This window comes from Variovorax sp. PBL-E5 (assembly GCF_901827185.1).
Classification (GTDB): domain Bacteria; phylum Pseudomonadota; class Gammaproteobacteria; order Burkholderiales; family Burkholderiaceae_C; genus Variovorax.
In genome coordinates, this window is record NZ_LR594671.1 from 2,284,498 (window position 1) to 2,298,094 (window position 13,597).

General features: G+C 69.4%; 16 protein-coding genes. 8 read left to right on the plus strand and 8 right to left on the minus strand.

Annotated elements, in window-relative coordinates:
- Nucleotides 1-136 precede the first annotated feature (136 nt).
- From WDLP6_RS11135 to WDLP6_RS11145, 3 genes are read left to right on the plus strand one after another with little or no spacing between them, the layout of a single operon-like run.
- Nucleotides 137-787, plus strand: coding sequence for a dienelactone hydrolase family protein (locus tag WDLP6_RS11135; protein WP_162592387.1), 651 nt, complete (start codon nucleotides 137-139; stop codon nucleotides 785-787).
- The gene (locus tag WDLP6_RS11140; RefSeq protein WP_162592388.1) at nucleotides 780-1,796 is read left to right on the plus strand and encodes a 2-dehydropantoate 2-reductase; all 1,017 of its coding nucleotides are present in this window, start codon (nucleotides 780-782) and stop codon (nucleotides 1,794-1,796) included. The genes WDLP6_RS11135 and WDLP6_RS11140 overlap by 8 nt, the downstream gene beginning before the upstream one ends.
- 26 nt (nucleotides 1,797-1,822) lie before the next feature.
- A complete protein-coding gene (locus WDLP6_RS11145; protein ID WP_162592389.1) occupies nucleotides 1,823-3,076 on the plus strand; it encodes a D-amino acid dehydrogenase in 1,254 nt (417 codons plus the stop codon).
- Nucleotides 3,077-3,095: 19 nt separating this feature from the next.
- On the opposite strand, the gene WDLP6_RS11150 is transcribed toward WDLP6_RS11145, so the two are convergent.
- The 4 genes from WDLP6_RS11150 to WDLP6_RS11165 all read right to left on the minus strand — a co-directional run bounded on the left by WDLP6_RS11150 (nucleotide 3,096) and on the right by WDLP6_RS11165 (nucleotide 6,358).
- On the minus strand, nucleotides 3,096-3,839 hold the full coding sequence (locus tag WDLP6_RS11150; RefSeq protein ID WP_162592390.1) for an ABC transporter substrate-binding protein: 744 nt from the start codon (nucleotides 3,837-3,839) through the stop codon (nucleotides 3,096-3,098).
- Between the two features lie 93 nt (nucleotides 3,840-3,932).
- Nucleotides 3,933-4,283, minus strand: coding sequence for a hypothetical protein (locus WDLP6_RS11155; RefSeq protein WP_162592391.1), 351 nt, complete (start codon nucleotides 4,281-4,283; stop codon nucleotides 3,933-3,935).
- Between the two features lie 72 nt (nucleotides 4,284-4,355).
- A complete protein-coding gene (locus tag WDLP6_RS11160; RefSeq protein WP_162592392.1) occupies nucleotides 4,356-5,123 on the minus strand; it encodes a class II aldolase/adducin family protein in 768 nt (255 codons plus the stop codon).
- A 74-nt stretch (nucleotides 5,124-5,197) separates the two neighbouring features.
- Nucleotides 5,198-6,358: an ABC transporter substrate-binding protein gene (locus tag WDLP6_RS11165; protein WP_162592393.1), complete on the minus strand. Its 1,161-nt coding sequence runs from the start codon at nucleotides 6,356-6,358 to the stop codon at nucleotides 5,198-5,200.
- 195 nt (nucleotides 6,359-6,553) lie between these two features.
- On the opposite strand from WDLP6_RS11165, the gene WDLP6_RS11170 reads away from it, so the two are divergent.
- Nucleotides 6,554-6,985 carry a hypothetical protein gene (locus WDLP6_RS11170; RefSeq protein WP_162592394.1) on the plus strand — a complete coding sequence of 144 codons (432 nt, stop codon included), beginning with the start codon at nucleotides 6,554-6,556 and terminating at the stop codon, nucleotides 6,983-6,985.
- 9 nt (nucleotides 6,986-6,994) lie between these two features.
- Here WDLP6_RS11170 and trmB read toward each other — a convergent pair whose 3' ends face one another.
- The 4 genes from trmB to WDLP6_RS11190 form a co-directional block, all read right to left on the minus strand.
- The gene (gene trmB / locus WDLP6_RS11175; protein ID WP_162592395.1) at nucleotides 6,995-7,762 is read right to left on the minus strand and encodes a tRNA (guanosine(46)-N7)-methyltransferase TrmB; all 768 of its coding nucleotides are present in this window, start codon (nucleotides 7,760-7,762) and stop codon (nucleotides 6,995-6,997) included.
- A complete protein-coding gene (gene gluQRS / locus WDLP6_RS11180; protein ID WP_162592396.1) occupies nucleotides 7,732-8,646 on the minus strand; it encodes a tRNA glutamyl-Q(34) synthetase GluQRS in 915 nt (304 codons plus the stop codon). The genes trmB and gluQRS overlap by 31 nt, the downstream gene beginning before the upstream one ends.
- Nucleotides 8,647-8,659: 13 nt before the next feature.
- On the minus strand, nucleotides 8,660-9,730 hold the full coding sequence (locus tag WDLP6_RS11185; protein ID WP_162592397.1) for an NAD(P)/FAD-dependent oxidoreductase: 1,071 nt from the start codon (nucleotides 9,728-9,730) through the stop codon (nucleotides 8,660-8,662).
- Nucleotides 9,731-9,794: 64 nt separating this feature from the next.
- Nucleotides 9,795-10,748, minus strand: a complete 954-nt coding sequence (locus tag WDLP6_RS11190; protein ID WP_162592398.1) for a LysR family transcriptional regulator — start codon at nucleotides 10,746-10,748, stop codon at nucleotides 9,795-9,797.
- Nucleotides 10,749-10,893: 145 nt separating this feature from the next.
- Here WDLP6_RS11190 and WDLP6_RS11195 point away from each other — a divergent pair, with 145 nt between their 5' ends.
- Genes WDLP6_RS11195 through WDLP6_RS11210 form a run of 4 tightly spaced genes read left to right on the plus strand, consistent with a single transcriptional unit; the run spans nucleotide 10,894 to nucleotide 13,593 of the window.
- Nucleotides 10,894-11,595 carry a pirin family protein gene (locus WDLP6_RS11195; protein WP_162592399.1) on the plus strand — a complete coding sequence of 234 codons (702 nt, stop codon included), beginning with the start codon at nucleotides 10,894-10,896 and terminating at the stop codon, nucleotides 11,593-11,595.
- 53 nt (nucleotides 11,596-11,648) lie between these two features.
- Entirely contained in the window at nucleotides 11,649-12,089 is a 441-nt protein-coding gene (locus WDLP6_RS11200; RefSeq protein ID WP_162592400.1) for a DoxX family protein, read from the plus strand.
- 16 nt (nucleotides 12,090-12,105) lie between these two features.
- On the plus strand, nucleotides 12,106-12,648 hold the full coding sequence (locus tag WDLP6_RS11205; protein ID WP_162592401.1) for a flavodoxin family protein: 543 nt from the start codon (nucleotides 12,106-12,108) through the stop codon (nucleotides 12,646-12,648).
- A gap of 30 nt (nucleotides 12,649-12,678) precedes the next feature.
- A complete protein-coding gene (locus WDLP6_RS11210) occupies nucleotides 12,679-13,593 on the plus strand; it encodes a pirin family protein (RefSeq protein ID WP_162592402.1) in 915 nt (304 codons plus the stop codon).
- Nucleotides 13,594-13,597: the final 4 nt, after the last annotated feature.

A 13,597-nucleotide genomic window follows, 5' to 3' on the forward strand; every position in this document is an offset into this window, starting at 1 on the left:
ACACCGGCGCCGCGCAACGTCGATGTCTACGCGGTGTGCATGGATGAATCGGAGGCTGCGCCCATTCGGCGTGCTGCTTGCTTCACTCGCCTCCCTCGTTTTCTGCGGCGCCGTCGCGGCCCACCCCGCGCAAGCCGTGAGCTTCGATGGCCGGGATGGCCTGCGGCTCAGCGGCTGGCTGATGCTGCCCGCAACGCCGCCGCAAGGCACCGTCATCGCATTGCACGGCTGCGGCGGGCTCTACGCCACGGCGGGATCGCGCAAGGGCGAGCTCAATGCGCGCCATCAGGCCATGGGCGACATGCTCGTCGACCAGGGCTATGCAGTGTTGTTTCCCGACAGCTTCACATCACGCGGCGTGCATGAGATCTGCACGCAGCGCATCGGAGCGCGGGCGCTCGGCCAGACGGAGCGGCGCCGTGACGTGCTGGCATCGCTGGACTGGGTCGCGGCGCAGCCGTGGGCCGATGCGCGCAAGGTGGCGCTGCTGGGCTGGTCGCACGGCGGCAGCGCCGTACTGGCAGCCACCGACGCGACGCGGCGCGACGTGATGGCCGAGCCGCTTCGCTTCGCCACCGCGATCGCTTTCTATCCGGGCTGTTCGGCGGCACTTACGTCGGGCTATCGCCCTGACACGCGGCTCACCGTGATGATCGGTGCCGACGTGCCCAATGGCGTCCATCCGGGCCAGGGCGTGCACGCCGGTGCCAATCCGGCCGCACGTGCACAGGCCTACGAGCGCGTGCGCGCGCTGCTGCGACAGGCATTCGATCGGCCCCATGTCTGACGCCGTCCCCGTCGACATTCTCGTGATGGGCGCCGGCACCATCGGCTGCTTCGTCGGCGGCAGCCTGCTGGCGGCGGGCGTGCGCGTCGCTTTCATCGGACGACCCCGCGTGCTGGATGCGCTGGCCGAGCGGGGCCTCACGGTGAGCGATCTCGACGGCGCCCGGCACCACGTTCCGGCCGATCGATTGCTGCTCGCGGACGGCGTGCCGGCGGGACTGCGGCCGGCCTTGGTGCTGCTGGCCGTCAAGAGCGGCGCGACCGCCGAAGCTGCGGCCGAGCTTGCATCGGTGCTGCCGGCGGGCACGCTGGTCGTGTCGTTGCAGAACGGCATCTCGAACGCGGCCATCGCCGCTGAGGCCGCGCCCGGCCTGCGCGTGCTGCCGGCGATGGTGCCGTACAACGTGGCGGAGATCGGGCCCGGTGCCTTTCATCGCGGCACCGTCGGCCGTCTGGCGGTGCAGGCCGATCCGGCGCTCGCGCCGTGGACCGCGGTGTTCGAACGCGCCGGCGTTCCGCTCGACCAGCACGCCGATCTGCGGCCGATCCAATGGGGCAAGCTGCTGCTCAATCTCAACAACCCGGTCAATGCGCTGTCGGGCCTGCCGCTGCGCGACGAGCTGCTGCAGCGCGGCTACCGGCGCTGCCTCGCCGCACTGATGGACGAGGCGCTCGATGCCTTGCAGCGCGCGGGCATCGAGCCGGCACAGCTCGGCGCCGTGCCGGCGCGCCGCATGCCGTCCATCCTGCGCCTGCCGACGCCATTGTTCAAGCTGGTCGCCGCGCGCATGCTGCGCATCGATGCCAAGGCGCGCTCCAGCATGGCGGACGACCTCGCACTCGGCCGACGCACCGAGATCGATGCCTTCTGCGGCGAGGTCGCGCGGCTCGCCGAGGCGCATGGCGGTGCGGCCCCGCGCAATGCGAAGATGGTCGAGTTGCTGGAAGCCTGGCCCGAGCGCGGCGAGCGATGGCCGGCGCCGCAACTGCTCTCGGCGATGGGTTTGTAGATCACGGGTTCACTTCAAGGGCTGGCATGCACGTTCTGATCCTCGGCAGCGGCGTGATCGGCACCACGGTCGCGTACTACCTCGCGCAGGCCGGCCACGAGGTCACGGTGATCGACCGCCAGCCCGCGCCCGCGCTCGAAACCAGCTACGCCAATGCCGGCGAGGTGTCGCCCGGCTACTCCGCGCCATGGGCCGGGCCCGGCGTGCCGCTGAAGGCGATCAAATGGCTGCTGATGCAGCACAGTCCGCTGGTCATCAAGCCGATGCTCGATCCGGCGATGTGGCGCTGGGGACTCTCGATGCTGTGCAACTGCACGCAGGCGCGCTACGAGATCAACAAGGGCCGCATGGTGCGCCTGGCCGAGTACAGCCGCGATTGCCTGAAGCAGCTGCGCGCCGACACCGGCATCCGCTACGACGAGCGCGCGCTGGGCACGCTGCAGCTCTTTCGCACGCAGAAGCAGTTCGAGGGCAGCGCGAAGGACATCCGGATCCTGGAGGCCTATCGCGTGCCTCATCAATTGCTCGACCGCGATGGCTGCATCGAATACGAACCTGCGCTCGCCGCGGTCAGGCACAAGTTCGTCGGCGGCCTGCGCCTGCCGGGCGACGAGACCGGCGACTGCTTCAAGTTCACCCAGGCTTTGGCGCGGCTGGCCGAGGCCGCGGGCGTGCGCTTCCGATTCGGCATCGCCATCACCGACATCGGGCACGACGCGAGCGGCGTGACGGCCGTGCACACCGATGCAGGGCTGGTCCATGCCGACCGCTACGTGGTGGCGCTGGGCAGCTACTCGCCGCAGCTGATGCGGCCGCTGGGCATCCGGCTGCCGGTCTATCCGGTCAAGGGTTTCTCGATCACGCTGTCGATCGGCGATGCGGCGGGCGCGCCCGAATCCACCGTGATGGACGAAACTTTCAAGGTCGCGGTCACGCGCCTGGGCGAGCGCATCCGGGTCGGCGGCACGGCGCAGCTCTCGGGCTACGACCTCGCGCTGGACGATCGCCGGCGCGACACGCTGGAGCATGTCGTCACGGATCTGTTCCCGCAGGGTGGCAGCGTGAAGGGCGCCGAGTTCTGGACCGGCCTGCGCCCGATGACGCCCGACGGCACGCCCATCCTCGGCGCCACGCCGATCGCCAGGCTGCTGCTGGCCACCGGCCACGGCACGCTGGGCTGGACCATGGCGGCCGGCACCGGCCGCGTGATGGCCGACCTGATCGGCGGCCGGCGTCCCGAGATCGACATGGAAGGCCTGGGCGTCGCGCGCTACGCCTGAAGTGTGCGCGGCGCGCGCCTCAGGCCGCGGCGGGCGCGACGATCGCGCCTTCGATGCGATGGCGCTTCAGCGCATCGGCCACGAAGCCGCTCGCCTTCATCTCCTCGACGAAGGCCGACAACGCTGCGGCCGCCTCGTCGCCGCGCGAAGCCGGCGTGCCCATCGCTTGCTGGATCACCATGAAGCGGCCCGGCAGCAGGCGCAGCCCACCGAGGCGCCTGGCATCGGCTTCCAGTTGCTGCTTCACGCCGGCGGCGACGTCGGCGTTCTCGGCGATGAAGGCATCGACCACCGCCGGCGAGGTCGGTGCGCGCAGCAACTGCGCGGCCTTGATCTCGCGCGTCAGATAGAGGTCGTAGGCGCTGCCCTTGCCGACCATCACGCGCCGCCCGGCGCGGTCGACTTCCGCGTTGTCCTGGAGCGGCGAATCCTGGCGCACGAGATAGGCGCCTTCGATCAGCACGTAGGGCGCGGTGAAGCGGATGCCTTCGCCGCGCAGCGGGTCGATCGCGAAGAAGCCGATGTCGGCCTGCTCGGCCTTCACCGCGTCGACCGACTTGCCGGCCGACTCGAACACCACGAACTCGATGCCGACGTCGAGCCGATCGGCGAAGGCGCGTGCGAGATCGATCGACACGCCGGCCGGCGCGCCGGTGGTCGCGTCCTTGCGCGCCAGGATCGGATTGCCGAGGTTGATGGAGGCGCGCAGCTGGCCGCTGGGCGTGAAGGCGGAGACGACGGACGGGCGGATCGATGGTTTCATGGGGATGCAGGCGGTGGTCAGGAGTGCTGCGGCGGGCAGCGATGCGAGCAGGCAGGCCTCGGCGGGTGAGGCGTTCGTGCATGGTGTCGGCGCTCAATCGCGCCAAGTGCCATGTTCACGCAGCAGGGTCTTCCTGCCACGCGTCATGACCAACCAGCCGTCCTGGCCGACGAAGTAGTTCGCGTCGCCGTCCTGGAACTGCCAGCCCCTCGGATCGCAGGGCGCGTTGCCGGGCGGGCAGGGGCCTTGCCCCGGCTTGCCGACCAGGTTGAGGCGACTGCGATTCCGATTGTGCGTGCCCGCATAGGCGAATTGTTCGCAATCGGTCACGCGCTCGCCGCACATCGGCGTGATCTCGACCGTATACGTGCGGGTTTCGAGCGTGGCCGCGTGCAGCGGCGCCATGGCGATCAAGGGCAGCACGGCAGCGGCGAGTCGTTTCATGTCGGCATCCATGGCAAGCAACGGCCGCCAGTGTATGCCGGTGCCGGGCCTTCGCGATGTGCGCGGCGCGCCTCAGTTCTTGTAGCTCGGATCCAGCCGGTCCAGCTTGCGGATCAGCGAAGGCCAGACGAAGGCGCCGCCGAGGCCGCCGGTCTGCACCTTCATCGCCAGGCCCACGCCTTCGACGATCTTCGGATTCACCTGCGTCAGTTCGCCGCCGCCGGCCTGCGCCGCGATCTGGATCTGGCAGGTGTTTTCGAAGGTGTACATCGAGAGGAAGGCATCGGCGATGGTCTTGCCGACGGTCAGCAGACCATGGTTGCGCAGCATGAGGAAATTGGCCTCGCCCATGTCGGCCTGCAGGCGCGGCTTCTCGTCGTCGCGGAAGGCCACGCCTTCGTAGTCGTGGTAGGCCAGCGAGGCCAGCACGAAGGTTGACTGCTGGCTGATCGGCAGCACGCCGTTCTTCTGCGCGCTGACGGCGATGCCGGCGCGCGTGTGGGTGTGCAGCACGCATTGCACGTCCTCGCGCGCCGCATGCACCGCGCTGTGGATCACGAAGCCGGCCGGATTGACGGGGTAGGGCGAGTCGATCACCTTGTTGCAGTCCTTGTCGACCTTGATCAGGCTCGACGCGGTGATCTCGTCGAACATCAGGCCATAAGGGTTGATCAGGAAATGATGCTCGGGGCCGGGCACGCGTGCGCTGATGTGGGTGAAGACGAGGTCGCTCCAGCCGTACAGCGCGACCAGCCGGTAGCAGGCGGCGAGGTCGGTGCGCAGCTGCCATTCTTCGGCGCTGACGCGTTGGCGGATTTCGCTGTCGGTGCTGGCGTTCATGGCGCTGGTCTCCGGTGGGTGATGCCCTACTGTAGACCCGCGCGCCGCGGCCCGCTGTCAGGAAGTTGACACGCTCAGCGCAGCACGCGGCCGTCGGCGCTGATGCTGATGAGGTCGATGGTGCGCGCCGGATCGTGCAGGCCGGGCCGCAGGTTCATGCGAAAGCCGCCGACGTCGTAGTCGGTCATGCCGGCCATCACGCGCTGCAGGGTCGCGGGCGTGAAGCCGCGGCCGGCTCGCCGCACGGCTTCGCCGACGGCCTTGGCGGCGATGAAACCTTCGAGGCCTTCGTAGGAAGCCGTCTGGTCGGAGTTGTCGACGGCGCCGAGGTATTCCTTGACGATCGGGATCGCCGACGACCGCGGCGACGGCACCACCTGCGAGATCACGATGCCGCCGATGTCCTTGCCCAGCGCTGCGTAGAGCGGATCGATGCCGACGATCGAGAAGGCCGTGAAGTTGCCCGCGTAGCCGCTCTTGCGCAGCTTGCGGATCACGTTGGCCGTGGTGCCGGAGAGCGACACCAGAACGATGGCCTGGGGCGACTGCCGCTGCACCGCGGCGAGCGCCGTGTCCAGCTTGTCGCCGGCCGCGGGCACCAGCGCGGTGGCCACCAGCGGACCGAGCTTGAGGTCGGTCATGGCCTGTTCGACCGCGGCGAGGCCGGCGCGCCCCATGGCATCGTCGTCGCCGACCAGCGCGATGCGCGTCTGGCCGACGGTCGCGCACTGGCGCACGATCTTGAGGGCTTCGTCGGCCATGCTGGGACGCACGTGGAAGACGTTGGTGTGGGACGGCCCGCGCAGGCCGTCCGACGCGGCGAAGGGCGCGAACAGCACGGTGCCCTGGTCCTGCGCGATGGCCGCACCGGCATCGCTGCTCGCGGTGCCGACGAAGCCGAACAGCAGGTCCGCCTTCTGGGCGCCGAGCAGGGTGCGCGCGTTGGCGGCGGCACGCGCGGCGTCGTAGCCGTCGTCGAGCTGCACGAGCTTGAGCTGGATGCCGGGCGCCGCGTTGCTTTCGTTGAACTGGGTCGTGTAGAGGCGGCAGCCGGCCGCGAAGGCCAGCCCGATCTCGCTGGCCGCGCCGGTGAGCGGAACCGATTGCCCGAGGACCACGGTGCGCGCTGCGCCCACCGCGGCACGGGCCGTCTGCGCGTGGCCGGCGCCAAGGCCGCCGCCCCACAGAAGCGCCGCGCCTGCAGCGCCCAGCCAATGCCGGCGTGATTGATCCATGAAATCCCCTCGCTACATCGATCGAAAAATGTAGCGTCTTCGATGCCAAAGAAGAAGGCAGTAAGTCACGTTGAGCGATCGGGTACAGCCTCGGAACCACGAACTTTTGTATCTTGATTGTGCGATTTGCACGCGGCGAAACGATGCGCTGCTGTCAACATCCCTGCGGACTCCGGAGCCCTTTCCGCGAACGACATGAATTCACAGCCATCCGATACTGCGCTGCTCGAAAGCGCGCTGGCCGCCATCGAACGAGTGCTTGCCCGCGCCGACAGCGCGCTGCGCGGCGACCCCTATGTCGGACCCACCCACAGCGTGCCGCTGGAGTTCGCCGTCAGCGCGCCGGCGACCGAAGAACAGCGCTTTCGCGCCAGCGCCGCGCAGTCGGCGATCAACATCTGCCTCTGTTCGGCCGCGGCGCTGATCGATGCCAGCGAGGCCCTGATGAACCGCCGCACCGACCGCTCGCCGCAGGAACTCGAGCGCGAATGGAAGACGCTGGTCAACCACACCAAGACGGCCAGCCGCTCGGCCTACCGGGCCGCGCTCATCATGGCCTCGCACCGGCACGTGCTGGCGGCGCAGGGTGCCGCGCCGGCCGAGAATGAGCGGCGCGTCGCGCGCTGAGCGCGCCGGTCAGAGGCGCTCGAACACCACGTCCCACACGCCGTGGCCCAGCTTGAGGCCGCGATTCTCGAACTTGGTCAGCGGCCGGTAGGCGGGCTTCGGCGCGAAGCCTTCGGCGGCCGTGTTGCGCAGCAGCGTTTCCTGCGAGAGCACTTCGAGCATCTGCTCGGCATAGGGCTGCCAGTCGGTCGCGCAGTGCAGGTAGCCGCCCGGCGCGAGCCGCTCGGCCAGCTTGCGAACGAAGGGCGGCTGGATCAGCCGGCGCTTGTTGTGCCGTTTCTTGTGCCACGGGTCCGGGAAGAACACGTGGATGCCGGCCAGCGTGCCGGGCATCAGCATGTGGTCGATCACGTCGACCGCATCGTGGGCGCAGATGCGGATGTTCTGCAGCTGCTGCTCGCCGATGCGCTTGAGCAGCGCGCCGACGCCGGGCTCGTGCACCTCGCAGCACAGAAAATTCCTCTCCGGCATCAGGGCCGCGATGTGCGCCGTGGCCTCGCCCATGCCGAAGCCGATCTCCAGCACGGTCGACGCCCGACGGCCGAAGGCGGCATCGATATCGAGCGGCGCAGGTTGATAGGGCAAGAGGAAGCGTGGCCCGAATTCGTCGTAGGCACGCGCCTGGCCGTCGGTGGTGCGGCCGCCGCGCTTGACGAAGCTCTTCAGGCGGCGGTGCAGCGGGTGCGTCTCGTCGCCGGCGGCATCGGCGGGCGGATCGCGGGGGAGGTCGTTGGCGGGGGGGATGATCACGGCCGCGGATTGTAGAGAGTGCACCATTCGGGCACCCAGCCGGCGAGCGCGTCGGCCGGCGATGAAGCGGCCGTGGGACCGAGTCCGAGCACCCGCGCCGCCGCATCGAGCGCAGCCAGCGCCGCGCCCGGCGAAGCGGTATCCACCGGCGATGCGCCGTTCTGCTTGGACAGCTTGTCGCCGTCGGCCCCGAGCACGAGCGGCGCATGCAGGTAGCTCGGCGTCGGCAGGCCGAGCGCGCGCTGAAGCAGGATCTGGCGCGCGGTGTTGTCGGCCAGGTCGGCGCCGCGCACGATGTCGGTCACGCCCTGGTCGGCATCGTCGACCACGACGGCCAACTGATAGGCCCACGGTCCGTCGGCGCGCCGCAGCACGAAATCGCCGACCTCGTGCGCCACGTCCTGTTGCTGATCGCCGAGGCGGCGGTCGCGCCAGCGCAGTGCACCGGACGGCTGCGTCGCCTGGAACTTCGTGGCCGCGAAGCGCCAGGCCCGCGCCGGCTTGCCGTGCAGGCCATCGCGGCAGGTGCCGGGATAGACGCGCTCGCCATGCCGGCGGTGCGCCATGCCCTGGCGCACCAGGGCTTCGTCGATGTCCTTGCGCGAACAGCCGCAGGGATAGGCGAGCTGCGCGGCCGCGAGCCGTTCCAGGGCCTTGACGTAAAGGCCGATGCGCTGTGTCTGCCAGACCGGCGGCGCGTCCGGCAGCATGGCGCAGGCGGCCAGCTGGGCGAGGATCGCTTCCCCCATGCCGGGCAGGCAGCGTTCGGTGTCGGCGTCCTCGATGCGCACCAGCCAGCGCGCCCGCGGACCGCGGGCCCGAACGTCGAGCCAGCTGGCCAGCGCCGCGACCATCGAACCGGCATGCAGCGGGCCTGTCGGAGAGGGCGCGAAGCGGCCGGTCCGGATCATCGCCTCGCGAGGTTCAGGCCACCTCGAGCGCCAGCGTGAGGCCCGAGAGGAACGCATCCTCCACGCGATGCCCGATGCACCAGTCGCCGGCCACGCCGAGGCGGCGCTTCGCATCCCACAGGTGCGGCGTGCCGACCGGCACCTGGGTCTGGGCCTCGGGCCAGCAGCGCGCCTGCACGTGAGAAGGTTCGGCGCGGATGCCGGTGATCTCGGCGAAGGCGCGCAGCAGCTTGGCGGCGACACGCGCCGCGTCGTCGCGCAGATGCTCCTGCGACCATGCCGCGCTGGCCTGCAGGGTCCAGCGCTCGATGCGGTCGCGGCCGGGCTTGGAGGATTCGCGGGCCAGCCACGCGACCCGATGGTGCGTGCTGCGGGCCGCATTCCATTGCGGGCCCAGATGCGACAGCGTCGGCTGGTTGGCCTGGGGGAAGGCGATCATCAGCGTCCAGCAGGGCGCGATGCGCACGGCTTCGATCTTCTCGCTGAGCGCGGCCGACAGCTTGCCGTCGCCGAGCAAGGCCCGCGTGCGGCCCGGCGGCACGGCCAGCAGCACGGCGTCGAAACCGGAGTACACATGCTGCGAATCGCCGGCACCCGAGGTGCGCAGCTGCCAGCGCCGCGCATCGAGCGTGTCGGCCTCGATGTGAGTGACGCGCGTGTCCGTCACGAGGCTGTCGCCCAGCGGCGCGGCCCATGCGGCGACCAGGGCGTCCATCCCCGGCTGCGCGACCCAATGGGGCTCGAGCGCAGGCAGTGCCGCCTCGGCCACGCGGCCGTGCGGGTCGAGCACGCGCACCAGGTTCGCGCTCCAGGGCTTGCACAGCTGCGGCGCGAGTTCGAGCGCGCGGGCGAAGCGCGGATCGCGCACGGTGAAGTACTGCGCGCCGCTGTCGAACTTGCCGAAGGCCGTGGATTCGCTCGCCATCCGGCCGCCGGCCGTGGCCTCGCGCTCGAACGCGGTGACCCGATGGCCCGCCTGCACCAGCGTGCGTGCGCACGCCACGCCCGCGATGCCGGCGCCGACGACGGCGTAGTGGCGCGATGAAGTGGATCGGTGGCGATCGGCAGCGGGGCGAGTGGTCATGGTGGTCTCTGTATGTCGATGTATCGGTAGGGCGGTTCAGGCGACTCTAACCCCGTTGCATGGGTCATCGGCCGCGATGGCGTTCGAGCAGCGCGCGGCGCGTGCCCTCGTGCTCGAACTGGGCGAGCCACCATTGCAGTGCGCGGCCCGGCTTGCCGGCGGTGCGGGCGCGCCAGGCGCAATGCATGGTGGCGATCGGCGCCTTGCGCTCGGTCAGGCATTCGACCAGATGGCCGGCCTCGATGTAGGGCCGCGCCATCGGCTCGGGCAGGAAGCCGCCGCCGAGGCCATGCAGCTGGGCCGCGAGCTTGGCCTGCATGGTCGGCACCGTGAGCACGTCCTGGCCGCCGACGAGATTGACCGTCATGCTCGGCCCCGAGCGTGAGGAGTCCGCCGCGGCGACGGCGCGGTGCTGGCGCAGCACGGCGTCGCTGAGCGGCGCATCGAGCCGGGCGAGCGGATGGTGCGGCGCCACGGCATAGACGAAGGCCAGCTCGCCGATCGGCCGGCTGCGGATGCCGGTCGCGGTGAACGCCAGGCTGGCCGCATCGAGCACCGCGCCCACCGCGAGATCGGCCTCGCCGGTGGTCAGCGCCTCGATGGTGCCGAGCAGCGTCTCGTCGCGCAGCTTGAGCCGCGTCGGCGGCTCGAGCGCATAGAACGCGGTGGCCAGGTCGAGCAGCGGATCGCGCGCGATCACGCTGTCGACCGCGATGGTGAGCATCGATTCCCAGCCCGTCGCGATGCGCTTGACACGGTTGGCCACGGCATCGATCTCGCCCAGCAGGCGCGCGGCTTCGCGCAGCAATTCCTGGCCCGCCTCGGTCACGCGCGCCTGGCGCGCGCTGCGGTCGAACAGCAGCACGTCGAGCGCATCCTCGATCTGCCGCACGCGGTAGCTCAGCGCGCTGGGCACGAGATCGAGCGCACGGGCGGCGGCGGCGAAGCTGCCGGTGCTGGCCACGGTCTGCAGCATCGACAAGGCGTCGGGCGTCAGGACGTCGCGGGCGGTGGGCATGGGAGCCTATCGTTCAAAAGATTTGCATGATGCCATCAAAAGTGAAGGCTTCTTCGCACCGGTACGCACCCTAAAGTCACAGACATCCGCTGCGCACAGGGCGCGGCATTCGAAAGCCTTCGACGAAGAGGGCAGGAGAAAGACGATGTTGCAAGTCCGTAAATCCCAGGAACGCGGTTATGCCGATCACGGCTGGCTGCGCTCCTTCCACAGCTTTTCCTTTGCCGGCTACTACGATCCCGCGCACATGGGTTTCGGCAACCTGCGCGTGATCAACGAAGACCGCGTGGCCGCCGGTGCCGGCTTCGGCACCCATGGCCACAAGGATATGGAGATCATCAGCTACGTGCTCTCGGGCGAACTCGCGCACAAGGACAGCATGGGCAATGTCGAATCGATCCCGCCGGGCGACGTGCAGCGCATGAGCGCGGGCCGCGGCGTGATGCACAGCGAGTTCAACCACAAGGCCGACCAGACCACGCACTTCCTGCAGATCTGGATCGAGCCGAACGTGCGCGGCATCGCGCCGGGCTACGAGCAGAAGAACTTCGCCGAGGCCGAGAAGCGCGGCCGGCTGCGGCTGGTCGCCTCGCCCGACGGCGCCGACGGCTCGGTGCTGTTGCACGCCGATGCGCACCTGTACGCGGGCCTGCTCGACGGCGACGAGAAGGCGCAACTGGCGCTCGATCCGAAGCGCAAGAGCTACGTGCACCTGGTGCGCGGCGAGCTCGAAGTCAATGGCCAGAAGCTCGGCGGCGGCGATGCCGCGATGCTCGAAGGCGAATCGCAACTCACGCTCGGCGGCGGCAAGGACGCCGAAGTGCTGGTGTTCGACCTCGCGGCCTGAGGCCGCATTTTTTCTTTCCTTCCTCTCTCTCATCAACTCAGGAGTTATTTCTCATGGCAACCACCACCGCATCGAACTATGCTGCCCCCGCGACGGCCACGTCGCCGCAGGACACGCTGGCATTGATCGGCCGCATCCTGATCGCCTACCTGTTCATCCCGGCCGGCATCAGCAAGCTGCTGGGCTTTGCCGGCACGGTCGGCTACATCGCGTCGGTGGGCCTGCCGCTGCCGCAACTCGGTGCCGTGATCGCGATCATTGTCGAACTCGGCTTCGGCATCGCCTTGCTGCTGGGCTACAAGACGCGCTGGACGGCCTTCGTCATGGCGCTGTTCGTGCTGGCCACTGCGCTGTTCTTCCACAATTTCTGGGCCATGCCGGAAGCGAAGTACGCGATGATGAAGCTCAACTTCGACAAGAACATGGCGATCGCCGGCGGTCTGCTGGCCTTCTCCGTGCTGGGCGCCGGCCGCTTCGGCATCGACAAGCGCTGAGCGCAGGCAGCACCGCATGAGCGACATCGTCGTTGTCTTTCATTCCGGCTACGGCCACACCCAGCGCGTGGCGCAGGCCGTGGCCGAGGGCGCCGAGGCGCAACTGCTCGCGATCGATGCCGACGGCAACCTGCCGGCCGAAGGCTGGGACCTCCTGGCCGCGGCCGACGCGATCATCATGGGCTCGCCCACCTACATGGGCGGCGTGAGCTGGCAGTTCAAGAAGTTCGCGGACGCCTCGTCCAAGGTCTGGTACACGCAGGGCTGGCGCAACAAGCTGTTCGCCGGCTTCACCAACAGCGCCACCATGAACGGCGACAAGGTCGCGACCGTGACCTACCTCTGGCACCTGGCCATGCAGCACGGCGGCCTGTGGGCCGGGCTCGGCATCCTGCCGAGCAACGACAAGGCGGCAACGCGCGACGCGATCAACTACGTCGGCGGCTATGGCGGCCTGCTGACCACCTCGCCTTCCGATGCGAGTCCGGCCGAGATGTCGCGCGGCGATCTGGAAACCGCACGCGCATTTGGCAAACGGGTGGCCGAACTGGTCAAATGACTCGTCCAACGCCGACCATGGAGAGACGATATGACGACCGGACCCCTGCTGCTGCAACCCCATGACAAGGACCTCGGCGGGGGCTTCAAGGTCCGGCGTCTGCTGCCGTCGGCGCAGCGACGCTCGGTTGGCCCTTTCGTATTCTTCGACCATTTCGGACCGGCCAGCGAGCGGCCGGGCATGCAGCACGATGTGCGGCCGCATCCGCACATCGGCCTCGCCACCGTGACCTACCTGTTCGAGGGTGCGATGAAGCATCGCGACAGCCTGGGCTCGGTGCAGGAGGTCCTGCCCGGTGCGATCAACTGGATGACCGCGGGCCGCGGCATCGTGCATTCGGAGCGCAAGCCCGAGCGGTTGCGTGATGCAAGCTACGTGAACCACGGCCTGCAGCTCTGGGCCGCGCTGCCGCTGGCGCACGAAGAGGACGAGCCGGCCTTCTCGCACACGGCGGCGACCGACATCCCCGCGCTCGACGTGCAGGGCGTCGCCGTGCGCGTGCTGGTCGGCGAGGCCTTCGGTGCGCGCTCGCCGGTGGCGACCCTGTCGCACACGGTCTACCTCGACCTCGCGCTGCCGGCCGGCGTGCGCTTCGAGCTGCCGGCGCTGGCGAAGGAGCTGGCCATCTATGCCGTCGACGGCGACGTGTCGCTGGACGGGGCGCCAGTGGCCCAGCACACCATGGCGATGCTGCCCGAAGGCGAGGGCGGGGTGCTGAGCGCGCAGGCCGCCGTTCGCGTCGTGGTGATCGGCGGTGAACCGCTCGACGGGCCGCGCTACATCACCTGGAATTTCGTTTCGAGCCGGCGCGAACGCATCCTCGAGGCCGGCGCCGACTGGGCCGCGCAGCGCATGGGGCAAGTGCCCGGCGAGACCGAATTCATTCCGCTGCCCGGCCATCCGTTCGGCGTGCAAGAGCCCGATACGAAAAGCACGCCGGTCTGAGGCG

Bases quoted from the DNA above. Each gene is read 5' to 3' on its own strand.
- WDLP6_RS11140 (WP_162592388.1), top strand. From the start codon at position 780: ATGTCTGACGCCGTCCCCGTCGACATTCTCGTGATGGGCGCCGGCACC.
- WDLP6_RS11145 (WP_162592389.1), top strand. From the start codon at position 1,823: ATGCACGTTCTGATCCTCGGCAGCGGCGTGATCGGCACCACGGTCGCG.
- WDLP6_RS11150 (WP_162592390.1), bottom strand. From the start codon at position 3,839: ATGAAACCATCGATCCGCCCGTCCGTCGTCTCCGCCTTCACGCCCAGC.
- WDLP6_RS11155 (WP_162592391.1), bottom strand. From the start codon at position 4,283: ATGAAACGACTCGCCGCTGCCGTGCTGCCCTTGATCGCCATGGCGCCG.
- WDLP6_RS11160 (WP_162592392.1), bottom strand. From the start codon at position 5,123: ATGAACGCCAGCACCGACAGCGAAATCCGCCAACGCGTCAGCGCCGAA.
- WDLP6_RS11165 (WP_162592393.1), bottom strand. From the start codon at position 6,358: ATGGATCAATCACGCCGGCATTGGCTGGGCGCTGCAGGCGCGGCGCTT.
- WDLP6_RS11170 (WP_162592394.1), top strand. From the start codon at position 6,554: ATGAATTCACAGCCATCCGATACTGCGCTGCTCGAAAGCGCGCTGGCC.
- trmB (WP_162592395.1), bottom strand. From the start codon at position 7,762: ATGGTGCACTCTCTACAATCCGCGGCCGTGATCATCCCCCCCGCCAAC.
- gluQRS (WP_162592396.1), bottom strand. From the start codon at position 8,646: ATGATCCGGACCGGCCGCTTCGCGCCCTCTCCGACAGGCCCGCTGCAT.
- WDLP6_RS11185 (WP_162592397.1), bottom strand. From the start codon at position 9,730: ATGACCACTCGCCCCGCTGCCGATCGCCACCGATCCACTTCATCGCGC.
- WDLP6_RS11190 (WP_162592398.1), bottom strand. From the start codon at position 10,748: ATGCCCACCGCCCGCGACGTCCTGACGCCCGACGCCTTGTCGATGCTG.
- WDLP6_RS11195 (WP_162592399.1), top strand. From the start codon at position 10,894: ATGTTGCAAGTCCGTAAATCCCAGGAACGCGGTTATGCCGATCACGGC.
- WDLP6_RS11200 (WP_162592400.1), top strand. From the start codon at position 11,649: ATGGCAACCACCACCGCATCGAACTATGCTGCCCCCGCGACGGCCACG.
- WDLP6_RS11205 (WP_162592401.1), top strand. From the start codon at position 12,106: ATGAGCGACATCGTCGTTGTCTTTCATTCCGGCTACGGCCACACCCAG.
- WDLP6_RS11210 (WP_162592402.1), top strand. From the start codon at position 12,679: ATGACGACCGGACCCCTGCTGCTGCAACCCCATGACAAGGACCTCGGC.